We start from the raw sequence: 15,472 nt of genomic DNA, 5'->3' as shown, positions 1-15,472 counted from the left end.
GGAGCCGCTCACCGATTCTCGACATCGGATCCGGGCGAATATCGGGCGGCGATCGCGGCGGCACGCTGATGCAGAGAGTCGCGCAGCCACGCCGGCTCCAGCGCCTCCGCGCCCATGGCCAGCTGCCACAGCGCCCACACGGCGTGCCTGCGGTCCTGGAAGCTCACCTCCATCCGCAGCCGGCCGTCCGGCTCGGCCTTCTCCTCGCGGATGGCCAGCGCCGTGCCCGCCAGCTCCTCCCAGCGCGCGGGATCCAGCCTGACCAGCACGGTGACCTGGTCGCCGCCGGCGCGGAAGCGTGTGCTGCGTTCCTGCCAGGCCCGGTCCAGGTCGACCCGGTCCGGCCGCTGCGCGGCTTCGGGCAGCGCCTCGGCGGCCAGGACGCGCGAGAGCCGGTAGGTGCGGTCGGCGCCGGATCTGGTGGCCAGCAGGTATCCCCTGTCGCGTACGGTGACCAGCCCGATCGGGTCCACCGTGCGCCACGTGGGTTCCTGGTCGGCAGCGGCGGCGTAGTGGATGCGCAGCTTGTGCCCGGCGAGCACCGCGCGCCTGACCTCGGCCACCACGGTGTCGGGCACCTCCTCGGCGGTCTGGCGGCGCGAGAGCAGGTCGATCTCGGGATCGATGAGCAGCCGCTCGGCCGCGCCGGCGGCGGTGTCGCGGTAGCTCTCCGGCAGGGCGTCGACGACCTTGAGCATCGCCGAGGCGAGCGCCGAGCCGAGGCCGAAGGCCTGTGCGCCCGGCCGGGATCCGGCGACCAGCAGGGCGAGGGCCTCGTCGTGGTTGAGCCCGGTCAGCTCGGTCCTGAACCCGGGCAGCAGCGCGAACCCGCCGTGGCGGCCGCGTTCGGCGTAGACCGGCACGCCCGCCGCCGACAGCGCCTCGATGTCGCGCAGCACGGTGCGGGTGGACACCTCCAGCTCGCGGGCGAGCGCCACCGCCGACAACCGGCCGTGCTGCCGCAGCAGCAGGACCAGGGAGACCAGCCGGTCGGCACGCATGCGAAAACTCTACAGAGATACACGACACAGGATGTCGTGATTTGCCGGGAGGCTGGTTACCACTCGACGAAACGAATGGAGACCGATATGGCTGTCGAACGAACCGTGGTCAACCCGTGGGAGTGGTCGGTGCCGCTGGGCTACAACCAGGGCGAGGTCGTCACCGGGGAGAGCAGGACTCTCTACATCTCAGGGCAGACCGCGATGAGCGCCGAGGGCAAGCCGGAGCACGCCGACGACATGGCGGCGCAGCTGGCGCTGAGCCTCGACAACGTGGAGGCCGTGCTCGGCGAGGCCGGCATGTCGCTGGCGGACCTCGTCAGGCTCAACGTCTACACCACCGACGTCGACCGGCTCTTCGAGCACTACGGCGTGCTGGCGGCGCGGTTGGGCCAGGCGGGGGTGGCCCCGACCACGACCATGCTCGGGGTGGTGCGGCTGGCCGTCCCTGGCCTGATGGTCGAGCTCGAGGGCACCGCCGTCGCGTGATCGGGCGGGTGGACCGCCGGGGAGGCCCCCGTCACGCCTGGGCCTCCCGCAGGCGGTCCACCTGGATCCCGCGCAGCAACACCTCGCTGACCACCACCGCCGCCACCACGCTCACCAGCACCCCGCCGCCGACCAGCAGCGCGACCGGGCCGGGGGCGATCTCGAACGGCATCGGCGGCGTGGTCGGCGGCTCGGCGAACTGCGGGATGCGCTCCAGCGCGACCCGCGCCGCCAGCATCCCGGCCCCGAGCCCTGTCAGCATCCCGGCGCCGACCGTGATGAGCTGCTCGACCAGCAGCGCGGCACGCAACGACCGCAGGCCCGCGCCGGAGGCCGCCAGCGCCGCCAGTTCGTAGCGCCTGCGCCTGGCCGAGGAGTACAACGCCAGCACCGTACGGCCCAGCGCGAGCACCGCCGCCGCCAGCGCGGAGACCAGCAGCAGCAACAGGGCCAGCCCGGGACCCTCTCCTGCGAAGCGGGCCTGGAGGTCGGCGAGGTGGGTGACGGAGACCACGCCCATGCCCTGCGCCGTCAGCGCCTCGGCGATCCTGGCGGCCTGGCCCTCGCTCACCCACACCTCGAAGCGGGCGCGGCTGTGCAGGCCGTACGCGATCCGGTCGGCGTACTCGAGGTCGACGATCGCCCCGGTGCCGGTGAGGCCGGGCGCGGCCCACGTGGGCACCTCGGCCTTGACGCCGACGGTGTTGAGGCCGTCGAGTCCCGGCACCGGGCTCCTGCCCGGCACCCCCGTCACGATCGCGGGCAGCTCCTCCGGGAAGGTGGCCATCCGGATCGACGAATTCGTGAAGTCGGAGACGTCGACCCTCAGCCCGTCCTCGGTGGCCTGTCCCTCGCCCGTCCACCGGTTGCCGCTGGTCAGCCCCGCGTCGACCTCCCGCCACGCGCCGCCCTGCCGGATCTCCAGCTTGGCGACGGTGACCGGGAACACCTCGCTGGTGGGCTCGGGGGCCGGCTCGACGATCGACAGGTAGTCGAGCTCGCCGCGCAGCGCGCGCAGCTCGCACCGTTCGGTACGGCAGGCGGGCGGCAGATTCCACTCGCGCACGCTGCTGCGGCCCGTCAGGTGGGCGACGGGCAGCACGATCGGTCCGATCCGGTTCGGAACGGACACCGTCATCATCAGGCGTACCGCCATGTCCTGCCCGAGCCCGGGATGGCTCACCGTGAACCGCACCCGGTCGCCGGTCAGCCACGCCCGCGGCATCGCGGGCGCCCTGATGGCCCCGGTCGCGTCGGCGATCTGGCGACCGGCGGCCAGTTCCGGGTCCCAGGTGGCCACGCTCGTGAACCTGATCGGGTCGGTCGCCACCATCTGCACGCTGCCGGACACGCGCACCACCGGCGCGGCGACCAGCGCCGTCGGGTCGGCCGCCTTGACCGCCTCGGCCAGCTCGTGCGGCCTGACCGGCGTGACCTCGATGACGCTCGGGGCGCCCAGGTGGAAGCGGGCCGTCTCGGCGTAGTTGCCGGTCGTCGCCGTCCACGCGCACACGGCGAAGGTCGCCAGGCCGAACGCGGTGGCCAGGATCACGGTGCTGCCCGCCGTCACCGTCCCGCGCGCCACCTGCCTCAACGCCAGGAACGCGCCCAGCCCGCCACGCCTTCTCGTCAGGCCGAAGAAGGCCCTGACCAGGACGGGCAGCAGCCGTCGGGCCAGCAGCGCCAGGGCCAGCGCCAGCAACGCGGGAACCGCCAGGGCGCCGGCCCGCTGCCCGGAGGCGTCACTGATCACCCCGGCGGTGAGCAGCTCGACGAGTCCGAGTCCGACGAGCGCCAGGACCACGGCGTCGATCACCCAGCCCGGCCTGGCCCGGCGCGGGGTCCTGCGCCACTCCTCGGTGACCGGCCGCCGTGCCGTACGCCAGGCGGACGCCAGCGCGGCGACCAGTCCGCCCGCCAGCGCCGCCGCGCCGGCCAGCGGCGCGGTGGCGGGAACGGTCAGCGGCACGCCGGGCAGCAGGGCGCCGATCATGAGGTCGGCGGCCCCGCGCCCGGCCAGCAGGCCGAGGGGGAAGGCGATCGCGAGCAGAAGCAGCGGTTCGGTCAGCGCGAAGCGCCACACCCTGGCCAGCGAGTGTCCTCGCAGCCTGGCCAGGGCGATCTCCTGGCTCCTGGCCTTGACCAGGTCGCCGACGGTCTGGAAAAGCAGCAGCCAGGCCAGCGCCACGAGCTGGCCGATCACCACGTACGTCGGCACCGACAACGTGCTCGCCTGCGCCCGCATCACCTTGATCACGTCGTCGACCCTGCTGAAGACGGCCGCCTGCGTCTGCCTGCCCAGCGCCACGGCGCTCGCCTGCATCGCCGCGATGGTCTCCAGGTCCTCGCCCTCGACCTTGGCCAGGTCGATGCCGAGGATGGCGTAGTTCGTCCAGTTCCGCGACGAGCCGGCGAGGGTGACCGCCGAGCGGGTCTCCCGCGTCACGAAGAACGGCTCGGCCCTGCGCTGGTCGCCCGTGGCGCCTTCGACCGTGGTGAACATGCCGCGGCCGAACCAGAACGGGTCGCCGTGCGAGACCGGGCGGTAGACGCCCACCACCGTCAGCTCCGCCGGCCGGCCGCCGATCTCGGTGACGATGTTGGCGAACGTCACCTTCTCGCCCATCTTCTCGCCGAACGCCGCGCTGACGATCACCTCGAGGGGCGCCTGCGGGCACCTTCCCTCGAGCATCTTCAGGTGCGCGCACTGGCCTTCCTGCCAGATCAGCGGGATGTTCATGTCCTCGGCCGGCAGCAGCCCCTGGGTCTCGATGCCGTAGATGGGCGGGTGCAGGAAGTCGATGCCCCTGGTGAACCGGGCCACGCCCGCGCCGACGTCGCCGTAGGTGGTGTAACGCCAGCCGCGGGCCTCGGCCGGCGCCGCGCGCAGCACCTCGCGCACGACGGTCGTGCGCGAGGCCGCCGCGTAGATCGGGCCCACGGCGGCCGAGGCCACCGGGATGATCGCGATGATCAGGACGATGAGCGACAGGGTGCGCCGCTCCCACAGGCCGCGCAGGATCATCCCTCGACCCTCCTCAGCACCACGCCGTCGGCCAGCGGCTCGATCCGCGCCCGCGATCCCGGCGGCAGCAGGTGGTGGTACTCGGGCGGAATCTGCACCGCGCCCTCCCGGCCGACGACCACGAGGTCCTCGCCGCGCCGTCCCTCCGCGCCCACCCTGCCGTCGCGGATGGTCACGGTACGGCTGAGCCCGTCGCTCACCGCCTTGTCATGGGTGACGACGACGGCCGTCGTGCCCTCCTGCTCGGCGGCCTGCCTGATCAGCTCCACGACCGCGCGGCCGCTGTCCCCGTCGAGCTGGCTGGTCGGCTCGTCGGCCAGCAGCAGTCTGGGCCGGTTGGCCAGGGCCACCGCGACCGCGAGCCGCTGCTGCTCGCCGCCCGACATCCGGCCGGCCTGGCTGTCACGGATGCCGGCCAGCCCCACCCGGTCGAGCAGGTCGCCCACCCGGTGCCGGTCGCGGCGCAGCCCGCGCTGGGCGAAGGCGACGTTCTGCTTCGCGGTCAGGTAGGGGATGAGGTTGCGACCCGGGTTCTGCAGCACCACGCCCAGGTTGGCCGCGCGCACCCGGTCGAGCTTGCGCTGGTCGAGCGAGCCCAGGTCGGAGCCGTTGATCCAGACCCGGCCGGCGCTCGGCCGCAGCAGGCCGGCCAGCAGCCAGAGCAGGGTCGTCTTGCCCGCGCCGCTCGGGCCGAGCAGCGCCAGGGTCTCGCCCTCCTCGACCACCAGATCGACGTCACGCAGGGCGACGACCTCGACATCCTGCGCCCGGTAGATCTGCACGACGCCCTCGCATCGGGCGATGCTCACGGCCGTAACTCCACGACGCGATCACACAGCTCGGCCACTTCCGGATCATGCGTGGCTACCACCAGCGCTCCCCCCGCCTCCATGAGTTCCTTCAGGACGACCCCTCGGTGCCCCGCGTCCTGCTCGGCCGTCGGCTCGTCGGCCAGCAGCACCGGCGTGCGCAACGCCAGCGCCCTGGCCACCGCGACGCGCTGCTGCTGGCCGCCGGACAGCTCCTCGACCAGGTGGTCGGCGAAGGCCGAGACCTTCAGCCGCTCCAGCACGACCGCCGCCCTGTCCATCGCCTCGGAAGGGTGATGGCCGGCCGCCCGCAGCGCCACCTCGACGTTCTCGGCGGCGGTCAGCGACGACAGCAGGCCGTACGACTGGAAGATCAGCGCCAGCTCGGACCGCAGGTCGGGCCGTTCGGCCAGCGGGAGACCCCGCACCAGCACGCGTCCGCGGCTGGGTGGCAGCAGCCCGGCGAGCGTGGTCAGCAATGTGGTCTTGCCGGAGCCGGAGGGCCCCATGAGGGCGACCCGCTCACCCGGTGCGACCTCGAGCCGGAAATCGGAGATGATCTCCCGGCCGCCCGCCCGGCAGGCCAGATCTTCGCACGACAGCACGCTGAGAGCATCGGGTGAAACGGGGACCGATCACAACCGGCGGCCCCAAACCGTTGTAAGTACGTTGCACGTAGCATCGCCGCCGCGGGTCAGCTCGCCCGTGTACGGCGGCGCCAGACGACCAGCACGCCGCCCGCGACCAGCGCCAGCCCGGTGCTGCCCAGCACGAGGAGGGGGAAGCCGGTGAACGGCAGCCCCGCCCCGGTCAGCTGCGCCGATCCGCCGTCCGGAGGCACCGCCACCACCGGCGGGAGGGTCGGCCTGCTCGGGGTCGGCGTGGGACGGACGGGCCGCGCCACGTAGGTGTCGACCACCTCGACCTCCACGACGTCGTCGTAGCCCGCGGTGATGCCCTCCAGGCGCGTGCCCTCCACCAGGTCGCCCGGTGTCCCGTTCCTGGTGACCTGGATCGTCGTGGTCACCGTGCCGTCTGCGGACTTGAGGCCGGTGGCGGGCTCGCTCAGGTCGCAGTCGGCGTCGGGGGCGATGCGGACCGGCCCGGGGAAGCGGCCCTGATCCCGGCCGACCGGGACCGAGAGCAGGCCGCTGCGTCCGGGGCAGTCGAGCTGGACGACCACGGGCCCGCTCCGCACGCCGTCCGGGTCGATGATGCGTTTGGAGACGATGATGCCGCCGTACTTTTTCAGCCGGTTGGTGAAGGTGCACTTCACGTTCGGCCGTTCGGCGGTCAGCTCGACGGTGGCGGTGCCTGCGCGTGTCCTTCCTCCGCAGTCGACCTGCTCCAGCTCCCAGTCGCCCAGATCGCTGGGGCGGGGAAGGTCTCGGATGGCGTACTGCCCCAGCGGCAGGCCCTCGAGAGGCTCCGCGGTGACACCCACGCCTTCCTCCGTGGTGGTCACGGTGCGCAGGAGCTCGCGCCTGGGCAGGCCGGTGGAGTCGACCACGAAGTCGGTGACGCCCGTCCCGCCGACGGTGATCTTCTCGACGGTGATCGAGCCGCGAGGCGTGAAACGGTTGGTGACCAGGCAGTTGAGCGCCTCGGTGCCGAGGGTGAACTTCACAGTCGCCTGCTTGCCCTCGTCGGTTACCGACGTGGTGATGCCGGTGACGTCCTGGCCGTTGCAGGTCGCCGACTCGATCTCCCACACGCCCGCAGGAGTGTCGGACGGCAGCGTCTCGGTGATCGTGTAGACGCCGAGCGGCCGGTCGGCGAAGTCGCCGACCAGGACGGGCGTGAGCTCGGCCGTGGTCGAGATCTCGCCGAGGTCGTCGACGGTGCCGTCGGGCTTGACGGCGGTGAAGGCGAACGGGCCGCCCACCGCGCCGACGGTCTGCTTGTACAGGCTCACCGGCCGGCTCAGGGAGCGGCGGTTGTCGTAGGTACAGGTCACGGTGTCGCCGCCGGCCAGCGTCACGGTGGCGGTGGCGCCGCTCGTCCCGACCGTGCTCTCTCCGCTGGAGGAGGTGCAGGTCAGGGAGGCGAGCTCCCATCCGGGCAGCGGATCCTCGGTGAACGTCCACGGATCGTCGCCCGGACGGGTCGAGCCCCGCTGGAAGGTGATCTCGCCCGCCTGGCCGCTCTTCGGGGTGAGGTCGAAGTCGCCGCCGGAGGTGTAGGAGACGTTGCTGTCGTAGTGGAAGGTGACGTTGTCGTCGGGCCCGTCGATCGTCTTGCGCACCACGATCGTCGCCGGCTCGGGCGGCTGCTCCACCGTGTAGTAGTAGCAGAACACGTGGGTGAAGCCGACCGGCCAGCGCACGGACTCGGCGTTGTCGGCGTTGAGGTTGTCGTTGGAGCAGCGCAGGGTGCCGAACCCGTACAGGTCGCCGAAGTCGGCGTGGTTGAGCGTGTCGGCGGGGGTGCCGCCCTGCACTTTCAGGCTGTTGCGCTGGGCCAGGTCGAGGTTCTCGCCGCTCATCGTGACGGTCACCGCCCCGGCGATCTGGGCCCCGGTGGGGTTGCCCTGGTCGTCGAGGAGCGCTGTGGAGGCGGTCGTCCTGGCGCTGGTCGTGGTGTCCCGGAGGATGGTCAGCCCGTCGGGGCCCTGGGGTCCGAAGAGCGCGCCGAAGGTGAAAGTCCAGCCGTTCAGCGGGCGGCAGCCCGGGTCGTTGGCGTCCTCGACGGCCGGCCGGACCGGCTGGCCTGCCGCGTAGACGGAGTCCTTGCCGAGGTCGCGCAGCGACTCCTGGATGTTGTTGCGCGCCCGGTTGGCCATGATGTCGCTGTAGTCGTCGCACTGACGCGCCACCAGCGTGACGGTGTAGGCCGAGGCGGGGGCCCTGGCCCCAGCCGAGGGCGACACGATCACGGTCAGCGCGGCGGCGATCGCCAGGCAGGTCAGCAGCACGACTCTCACGCGTGCACGATCCCAGCGCGTGCGGTTCACCGGCCTGGGACACGGCCGGGGGCACAGCCGATCTTGACGGGGACATGGCGATATTTCAGCCCGGCGCCACCGCGAACCTCACCGTGATCGACAGGCCGCCCCCGGGCCGGGGGCGGGCGCTGAGGCCGGCGTGGTGGGCCTGGGCGACCGCGTGGACTATCGCCAGGCCGAGGCCGGAGCCGTGCGGTCCGGACGCGAGCTTCTGGAAGGGCTGGAACAGCCGCTGGACCTGGTCGCCGTCGATCACCGGGCCGCTGTTGACGACCGTGAGCACCGCCTGCTCGCCGCTGGTCCGCGTGATGACCTCGACGTGCCCGCCGTCGTGGTTGTGGCGGACGGCGTTGTCGACGAGGTTGGCGACCAGGCTCTGGACCAGCCGCGGATCGCCGGCGGTCACCGCGGGCTCCAGGTCGGCGGTGAGGTCGCGGCCCGCAGCGCGCCCGGAGGCGAGCACCTGCTTGGCGACCACGGCGAGGTCGACGGTCTCCCAGCGGGTGACGCCGCGCTCGCTGGTCGCCAGGGTGAGCAGGGCCTCGACGAGCCGCTCCTGGTGCTCGCCGAGCGAGAGGGCCTCCTCGCACGCCGCGCGCAGGGTGGCCGCGTCGGCGCCGGGGTCGGCCAGGGTGACCTCCAGGAGCGTGCGCATCCCGGCCAGCGGGGTGCGCAACTCGTGGGAGGCGTTGGCGACGAAGTGCCGCTGCGCGTCGAAGGAGGCCTGCAGCCGGGCGAACAGGTCGTCGAGCGTACGGCCCAGCTCGGTCAGCTCGTCGGCGGGCTCCCCCAGGTCCAGGCGCCGGTGCAGGTCGCCGGCGGAGATGACCCGGGCGGTCGCGGTGATGGCGCGCAGCGGGCGCAGGAACCGCCCGGCGACATACCACCCCAGCGCCAGCGCGACGGGGATCAGCACCACCAGCGCCACCGCCGACCCGATGAGCAGGTGCGGCAGGGCGATCCCCGAGCCGGACGCCGGACTCCCGTCGGGAACGGTCGCGTCGATGCTGACCAGCGGCACGTCGACCAGCACGACCACCAGCACCCCGGCCGCGTAGATCCCCGCCGCGTAGGCCAGCGCCAGCCGCGCGCGCAACGACCTGCGGGGCGTCATGCCGGGCCGATCCGATAGCCGGCCTCGCGCACGGTCTCGATCACCGGCGGGTCACCGAGCTTGGCGCGCAACCGGTGCATCGTGTGCTTGACGGCGCTGCTGAACGGGTCGGCCGCCTCGTCCCAGGCCCGTTCGAGCAGCTCCTCGGCGGAGATGACCAGACCGGGTACGGCGAGCAGGCACTCCAGCAGGGCGAACTCCCGCGGGCTCAGCTCCAGCCGCCGCCCCGCCCGAGCGGCTGTACGGCGAGCGGGATCGAGCGTGATGTCGCCGCAGACCAGGACGGGCGGCAGCGGCGGCGCCGCCCGCCGGCCCAGGGCGCGCACCCGGGCGACCAGTTCGGCGAAGGCGAACGGCTTGGGCAGGTAGTCGTCGGCGCCCAGGCTGAGCCCGTGGACCCGGTCCTCGAGGGTGCCCGAGGCGGTGAGCATCAGCACGCGTGTGCGGCTGCGCCCGTGAGCGAGGCGGCGGCAGATCTCGTCGCCGTGCACGCCGGGCAGGTCGCGGTCGAGCACCACCACGTCGTACCTGGTGGCGGCCAGCCGTTCGAGGGCCGCGGTGCCGTCCAGGACCACGTCGACGGCCATGCCCTCGCGGCGCAGCCCCGTGCCCAGGGAGCGGGCGAGGACCTCGAAGTCCTCGACCACGAGGACCCTCATCGTTCACCGCCGGGTCGAGGTGCCATGCGGCAACGATGCCAGATCCCCGGTCGCAGCCAGGTCGCGGCCGTCGCGACCGGGCCGCGACCGGGAGCCGCGTACAACCGGCGGCATGACTTTCCTCACCCTCTACCGGGCGGAATGGGCCGGGCTGCGCCGCGTGCGGGGCTGGGCGCTCACCCTGGCCGCCTCCGTGCTGGTCACCGTCGTGCTCGGCCTGCTGGTCACCGGCGGCGCGCGCAGCTCCTGCGTGACCGGGGAAGGCGAGGGCGCCTGCCCCGCGCCTCTCGTCGGCCCCGACGGGACCGCCGTCAACGACCGCTACTTCTTCGTGCACCAGCCGCTCACGGGCGACGGCAGCGTCGTCGCCCGCGTCTCGGGCATGACCGGCCAGATCAGGATGCCGCACCCCGTGGCCGGGGTGCGCAACGTCGTGGAAGGAGTGGTGCCGTGGGCGAAGGCCGGGCTGCTGGTCAGGCAGAGCCTCGCGCGGGGCACGCCGTACGCCGCCGTCATGCTCACCGGCGACCACGGCGTGCGGATGCAGCACAACTACGTCCACGACGTGGCGGGCGGGCCCCACAACGGCCCGCAGTGGCTGCGCCTGACCAGGGCGGGCGACACCGTCACCGGCCACGAGTCCGACGACGGCCGGACGTGGACCGAGGTCGGCACCGTCGAGCTGGCCGGGCTGCCGGAGACGGTGGAGATCGGGCTGTTCGCCGCCTCGCCGGGCGCCCGGTGGGACATGGCCAGAGCGTTCGCGCAGGTCACGGCGACCTTCGACAAGATCGTGGTGCAGGGCGCCAACGGGCCGTGGCAACGCGACGACGTCGGCGTGGTCATGGAGTCCGACGGCAGGACCCCGCACCACCCGGGCGGCGTCGTCGAGTCCGGCGGCACGTTCATCGTGACCGGCGTCGGCGACATCGGGCCCGCGACGATGGAGGGCGGCCTGCGCGCCGACCTCACGCTGATCGGCGGGGCCGTGGGGATGATCCTGGTGCTCGTCATGGGGGCCAGAGCCTTCGCGCGGCCCCGATCCCTGATCGCCGGAGCCGCCGTCGTGGGCACGGCTGCCTTCGCCGCAGGACTGCTCGCGTCGGCGATCGCCGTCCCCGCCGGCCTCGCGCTCCTGCGGGCCAACGACAACCGGATCCAGCCGCTCACCTGGGCCACCGAACTGCGGTTGATCGTCGGCTTCGCGGCGCTCACCGCCGCCGCCGCGGTGCTGGCGTACGGCCTGGCCGCCCTGCTCAGGCGGCGAGTGACGGCGATCGTGCTGGCCGTCACCCTCGTCGTCGTCCCGTACCTGCTGGCCGGTGCGGGCGTGGCGCCCTGGCTGCTGCTGTTCACCCCGGCGGCCGGATTCGCGATCACGCAGAGCGTGCCCACATTCGCCCACGTGGAGGCGGACACGTCGCTGCTGGGAGGCTACTACCCGCTGCCACCGTGGGCAGGCCTCGCGGTCACCTGCGCCTGGGCCGCACTCGCCGTCGGAACGGCCCACCGCACGAGCGCCACGACCACCCCGACGACCACGGTGAAGACCCCGGAAAGCTGAGCCAGCACGGTCATGACGTACTCGCCGTCGGGATCCCCGACACCGCCCGGCCGGCCGTCGAGCCAGTCCTGCGCCATACCCGCCTGCGTCGCGACGAACAGGCCGAACGCGAGGGTGACCACGCTCAGCAGGTAGCCGGGCGTGCGCGCCCACGCCCGCTGGGCGGCGAGCACCCCTCCGATCAGCAGCCCGAGCGGCACGGTCACGACCTGGGCGAAGATCAGGCCCATCAGGAAGGCGAGCCGCACGTGGTCGAGGCCGCTCCCTCGCTGGACTCCCAGGACCAGGGCCAGCGCGGCGCCGGCCAGCAGGCCCAGGGCCAGGCATCGGAGTAACGCCATGCGTGTCAGTTCTCCTCGGCGGTGGGTGCGCCCGCCCAGCGGCGGCAGATCGACTGGGCCTGCTCTCCGGTGAAGCCCTCCACCAGGGGCGCGCGGCCGGGGCCCGAGCGGAGGCCGTCGAGGAGGACCTGCAGGTAGCGGCGGTGCAGGCCGGGGCGCACCTGGGCGGAGTGCTGGGCCAGGTCGGTGACCAGCCACAACACCATCACCACGTCGTCGCCCTGGACACCCTCGCGCAGGTCGCCCTCCACCCCGGCGCGTTCGAGCAGGGCGGCCATGACTTCGGCGACGCGTTCGACCTCGTCGACGCCGAGGTCCCACGCTCCCCCGCCGAGCGCCACGTCGCGCAGGCCGAAGTTGTCGACAAGCAGCTGCGTGATGCTCTCTAGCAGAAGCTCCAGGCCGTCCCAGGCGCGCGAGGCCTCGACGGCGCGCTGAGCGACCTCGATCAGCTCGTGCAGCGGTTCTTCCAGGGCTGCGCGGATGAGCTCGTCCTTGTCGGCGAAGCGCCGGTAGACGGTGCCGACGCCGACGCCGGCGCGGTGGGCGACCTCGTTGAAGCCGGCGGACAGGCCGCGTTCGGCGAACAGTTCGCGTGCCGCGCGCACCACGCGTTCCCGGTTGCGCTCGGCGTCGCGCCGCAGCGCACCGCGCTTGGCGGTGTCGGGTCGTGGTGGCATCACGGGTCGAGAGTACCCCCAAGCGGATAGGTGGGATCAACATCACAGACCGAAGCGGATGAGCATCATCCACTTCGCATTAGACTCCACAATCGGATACCCGTTATCCGGTTATTTGCCCGCACTTCGGAAGGTCGACGATGGCTGAGCTGCTCTACCGGTTGGGCCGGTTCTCCGCCCGAAGAGCCTGGTGGGTGATCATCGCCTGGATCCTCGCGCTGGCCCTGGCCGTTGGAGCGTTCCTGGCCTTCGGCGGGACGATGAGCTCCACCATGACCATCCCGGGCACGCCGACCGCCCAGGTGACCGACCGGCTGAAGTCCGAGCTGCCCGTCGCCAGCGGCGGCACCGGAACGGTCGTCTTCCACGCCAAGGACGGCTCCGCCCTCACCGACGCCCAGCGCGAGGCCATCAGCGACACGCTGCGCGAGGTCGACGGGCTGGAGGGCGTCGACCAGGTCGCCGACCCGTTCACCACCGCCGGCATGCGCGAAGAGCAGGCCAAGAAGGTCGAGGACGGCCTGGCCAAGGTCGACGCGGGCCGCGAGCAGCTGGACAAGGGCCAGGAGCAGCTCGACGAGGCCCGCTCCCAGGCCGAGGCCGCCATCGAGCAGGCCGGGTCCACCCCGCAACTGGAGGCCACCGTCGCCGGCCTCGACGCCCAGCAGGAGGAGCTCGACAAGCAGAGCGACACGCTGAAGGAGTCGGAGCAGCAGCTGCTCCAGGGCCGTGACCTGCTGTCCATCTCCGAGGAACTGCGCACCGTCTCCGCCAGCGGCTCGACCGCGATCGCGACCGTCGTGTTCGACAAGCCGCAGCAGGAGATCACCCCGGAGACGAAGGAAGCCGTCACCACGGCCATCGACGCCGCCCTCCCCGACGGCGTCACCGCAGACTACTCCGCCGAGATCATGCAGGGCGAGATGCAGATCGGCGGGGTCGGCGAGGCCGTGGGCCTGGCCGTCGCGGCGCTCGTGCTGATCATCATGACCGGCACCCTGGTCGCCGCCGGACTGCCGATCCTCAACGCGCTGCTCGGCGTCGGCGTGGCCGTCGCTGGCGCCATGGCGCTGTCGGGCACCGTCGAGATGACCTCGGTGACGCCGATCCTGGGCGCCATGCTCGGCCTGGCCGTCGGCATCGACTACTCCCTGTTCATCCTGCACCGCCACCGCAGGCAGCTGAAGGCCGGCATGCCGGTGGTGGAGTCGATCGGCCTGGCCAACGGCACCAGCGGCAACGCCGTCGTCTTCGCCGGAAGCACCGTGCTCATCGCCCTGCTGGCGCTGAACGTCACGGGCATCCCGTTCCTGGCCCTCATGGGCACGATCGGCGCCGTCGCCATCGCCGTCGCGGTGCTGGTCGCCGTGACCATGACCCCGGCGCTGCTCGGCCTGCTCGGCCGCCGGGTGCTGCCCCGGCGCGGCACGCCGTCGGGCGCCCACGCGGCCACCTCCGGCAAGCCCGTCAAGACGATGTCGGCAGGCAGCGCCGTCGTGCGCATCGTGGCCGGCATCGGTGTCCTGGCCGTCATCGCGATCCCCGCCCTGTCGATGCGCCTGGGCCTGCCGACCGGCGCCACCGAGGCGGCCGACTCCACGCAGTACCGGGCCTACACCACCACCGCCAAGGAGTTCGGCGAGGGCGCCAACGGTCCGCTGGTGGTCGTGGCCGACCTGGGCAAGGGCGTGGCCGGCGACGATCTCGTGCCCGCCCAGGCCGAGCTCGGCAAGCAGCTCATGGGCGTCGAGGGCGTGACCGCCGTCGCCCCCGTCGGCGCCAACGACGAGGGCACGGTCCTGGTCTTCCAGGTCGTCCCGACCGGCGGGCCGACCTCGGAGTCGACCGAGGAACTGGTCCACGATCTGCGCGGCCGTACGCTCGGCGTCGACGGGCAGGACGCGACGTTGTCGGTCGCCGGCAGCGCCAGCGCCAACATCGACATCTCCGAGAAGCTCTCCGACGCCCTGCCGACCTACCTCGCCCTGGTCATCGGCCTGTCACTGCTCATCCTGATCGTGGTGTTCCGCTCGATCCTGGTGCCGCTGATCGCCACGGCCGGATTCGTCCTGTCGTTGTTCGCGGCGCTGGGCGGCGTCACCGCCATCTACCAGTGGGGCTGGCTCGGCGAGGTGTTCGGCGTCACCGACCCGGGCCCGATCCTGAACTTCCTGCCGACCCTGATGGTGGGCATCCTGTTCGGGCTGGCCATGGACTACCAGCTCTTCCTCACCTCGGGCATGCGCGAGGCCTACGCCCACGGCTCACCTGCCAGGCTGGCGGTGGCCGAGGGCGTGCGCGCCGGGCGCGCGGTGGTCACCGCCGCGGCGATCATCATGATCTCGGTGTTCGGCGGGTTCATGTTCTCCCACATGACGATGATCAGGCCCGTCGGGTTCGCGCTGGCCTTCGGCGTGCTGGTCGACGCCTTCGTGGTCCGCATGCTGATCATCCCGGCGGTCATGCACCTGGCGGGCGACAAGGCGTGGTGGCTGCCGCGCTGGCTGGACCGCATCCTGCCGGACGTCGACGTCGAGGGCGCCAAGCTGGAGCGTCACCACCAGGTGGAGCGCGCCGAGCCGCGCGAGGCGGCGATGCGCTGACGGGAGACGTCAGCTCTCCGCCAGGCGCCGCAGCCGCCCGGCGGCCGCGGCGAGGTCGCCGGAAGCGACCTCGCACGCGGCCATGTGCGCCTCGACGAGCTCTCGCAGCCAGGTGGGGGCGTCGTCGCCCATACCGGTCAGGACCTCCGCCAGCCGTGCCCGGCATTCCGTCACGATCCTGGCGTCGTTCTCCAGCGTTTCCGCGTGCTCCCGGGCGGAAGCGGTCATCGACTCCCCCCGTGG

General features: G+C 72.6%; 12 protein-coding genes. 3 read left to right on the top strand and 9 right to left on the bottom strand.

Annotated elements, in window-relative coordinates:
* Positions 1-8: 8 nt before the first annotated feature.
* Positions 9-1,001, bottom strand: coding sequence for a helix-turn-helix transcriptional regulator (locus ACIBH1_RS11720; protein WP_397313647.1), 993 nt, complete (start codon positions 999-1,001; stop codon positions 9-11).
* A gap of 87 nt (positions 1,002-1,088) precedes the next feature.
* On the opposite strand from ACIBH1_RS11720, the gene ACIBH1_RS11715 reads away from it, so the two are divergent.
* Positions 1,089-1,490, top strand: a complete 402-nt coding sequence (locus ACIBH1_RS11715) for a RidA family protein (RefSeq protein WP_397313646.1) — start codon at positions 1,089-1,091, stop codon at positions 1,488-1,490.
* A 31-nt stretch (positions 1,491-1,521) separates the two neighbouring features.
* On the opposite strand, the gene ACIBH1_RS11710 is transcribed toward ACIBH1_RS11715, so the two are convergent.
* The 6 genes from ACIBH1_RS11710 to ACIBH1_RS11685 all read right to left on the bottom strand — a co-directional run bounded on the left by ACIBH1_RS11710 (position 1,522) and on the right by ACIBH1_RS11685 (position 10,041).
* Positions 1,522-4,515: an FtsX-like permease family protein gene (locus ACIBH1_RS11710; RefSeq protein WP_397313645.1), complete on the bottom strand. Its 2,994-nt coding sequence runs from the start codon at positions 4,513-4,515 to the stop codon at positions 1,522-1,524.
* On the bottom strand, positions 4,512-5,324 hold the full coding sequence (locus ACIBH1_RS11705; RefSeq protein ID WP_397313643.1) for an ABC transporter ATP-binding protein: 813 nt from the start codon (positions 5,322-5,324) through the stop codon (positions 4,512-4,514). Before ACIBH1_RS11705 ends, ACIBH1_RS11710 begins: the two co-directional genes overlap by 4 nt.
* Positions 5,321-5,929 (bottom strand): ATP-binding cassette domain-containing protein, encoded by a 609-nt coding sequence (locus ACIBH1_RS11700; RefSeq protein WP_397313642.1) that lies wholly within the window; start codon positions 5,927-5,929, stop codon positions 5,321-5,323. Before ACIBH1_RS11700 ends, ACIBH1_RS11705 begins: the two co-directional genes overlap by 4 nt.
* Positions 5,930-6,018: 89 nt before the next feature.
* Positions 6,019-8,247 carry a hypothetical protein gene (locus ACIBH1_RS11695; protein WP_397313641.1) on the bottom strand — a complete coding sequence of 743 codons (2,229 nt, stop codon included), beginning with the start codon at positions 8,245-8,247 and terminating at the stop codon, positions 6,019-6,021.
* A gap of 85 nt (positions 8,248-8,332) precedes the next feature.
* The gene (locus tag ACIBH1_RS11690; RefSeq protein ID WP_397313640.1) at positions 8,333-9,382 is read right to left on the bottom strand and encodes a sensor histidine kinase; all 1,050 of its coding nucleotides are present in this window, start codon (positions 9,380-9,382) and stop codon (positions 8,333-8,335) included.
* The gene (locus tag ACIBH1_RS11685) at positions 9,379-10,041 is read right to left on the bottom strand and encodes a response regulator transcription factor (protein ID WP_397313639.1); all 663 of its coding nucleotides are present in this window, start codon (positions 10,039-10,041) and stop codon (positions 9,379-9,381) included. Before ACIBH1_RS11685 ends, ACIBH1_RS11690 begins: the two co-directional genes overlap by 4 nt.
* A 112-nt stretch (positions 10,042-10,153) precedes the next feature.
* Here ACIBH1_RS11685 and ACIBH1_RS11680 point away from each other — a divergent pair, with 112 nt between their 5' ends.
* Positions 10,154-11,605, top strand: a complete 1,452-nt coding sequence (locus ACIBH1_RS11680) for a hypothetical protein (protein ID WP_397313638.1) — start codon at positions 10,154-10,156, stop codon at positions 11,603-11,605.
* Between the two features lie 346 nt (positions 11,606-11,951).
* On the opposite strand, the gene ACIBH1_RS11675 is transcribed toward ACIBH1_RS11680, so the two are convergent.
* Complete coding sequence (locus tag ACIBH1_RS11675) at positions 11,952-12,626, bottom strand: TetR/AcrR family transcriptional regulator (RefSeq protein ID WP_397313932.1); 675 nt, start codon at positions 12,624-12,626, stop codon at positions 11,952-11,954.
* 140 nt (positions 12,627-12,766) lie between these two features.
* Between ACIBH1_RS11675 and ACIBH1_RS11670 the strand changes: the two genes are divergently transcribed.
* Positions 12,767-15,229, top strand: coding sequence for an MMPL family transporter (locus tag ACIBH1_RS11670; protein ID WP_397313637.1), 2,463 nt, complete (start codon positions 12,767-12,769; stop codon positions 15,227-15,229).
* Between the two features lie 9 nt (positions 15,230-15,238).
* On the opposite strand, the gene ACIBH1_RS11665 is transcribed toward ACIBH1_RS11670, so the two are convergent.
* A complete protein-coding gene (locus tag ACIBH1_RS11665) occupies positions 15,239-15,457 on the bottom strand; it encodes a hypothetical protein (protein WP_397313636.1) in 219 nt (72 codons plus the stop codon).
* Between the last annotated feature and the right edge of the window lie 15 nt (positions 15,458-15,472).

The sequence above is a fragment of the Nonomuraea sp. NPDC050663 genome (assembly GCF_044456985.1).
Taxonomy (GTDB): domain Bacteria; phylum Actinomycetota; class Actinomycetes; order Streptosporangiales; family Streptosporangiaceae; genus Nonomuraea.
This window is presented reverse-complemented; position numbering and strand designations above follow the sequence as displayed.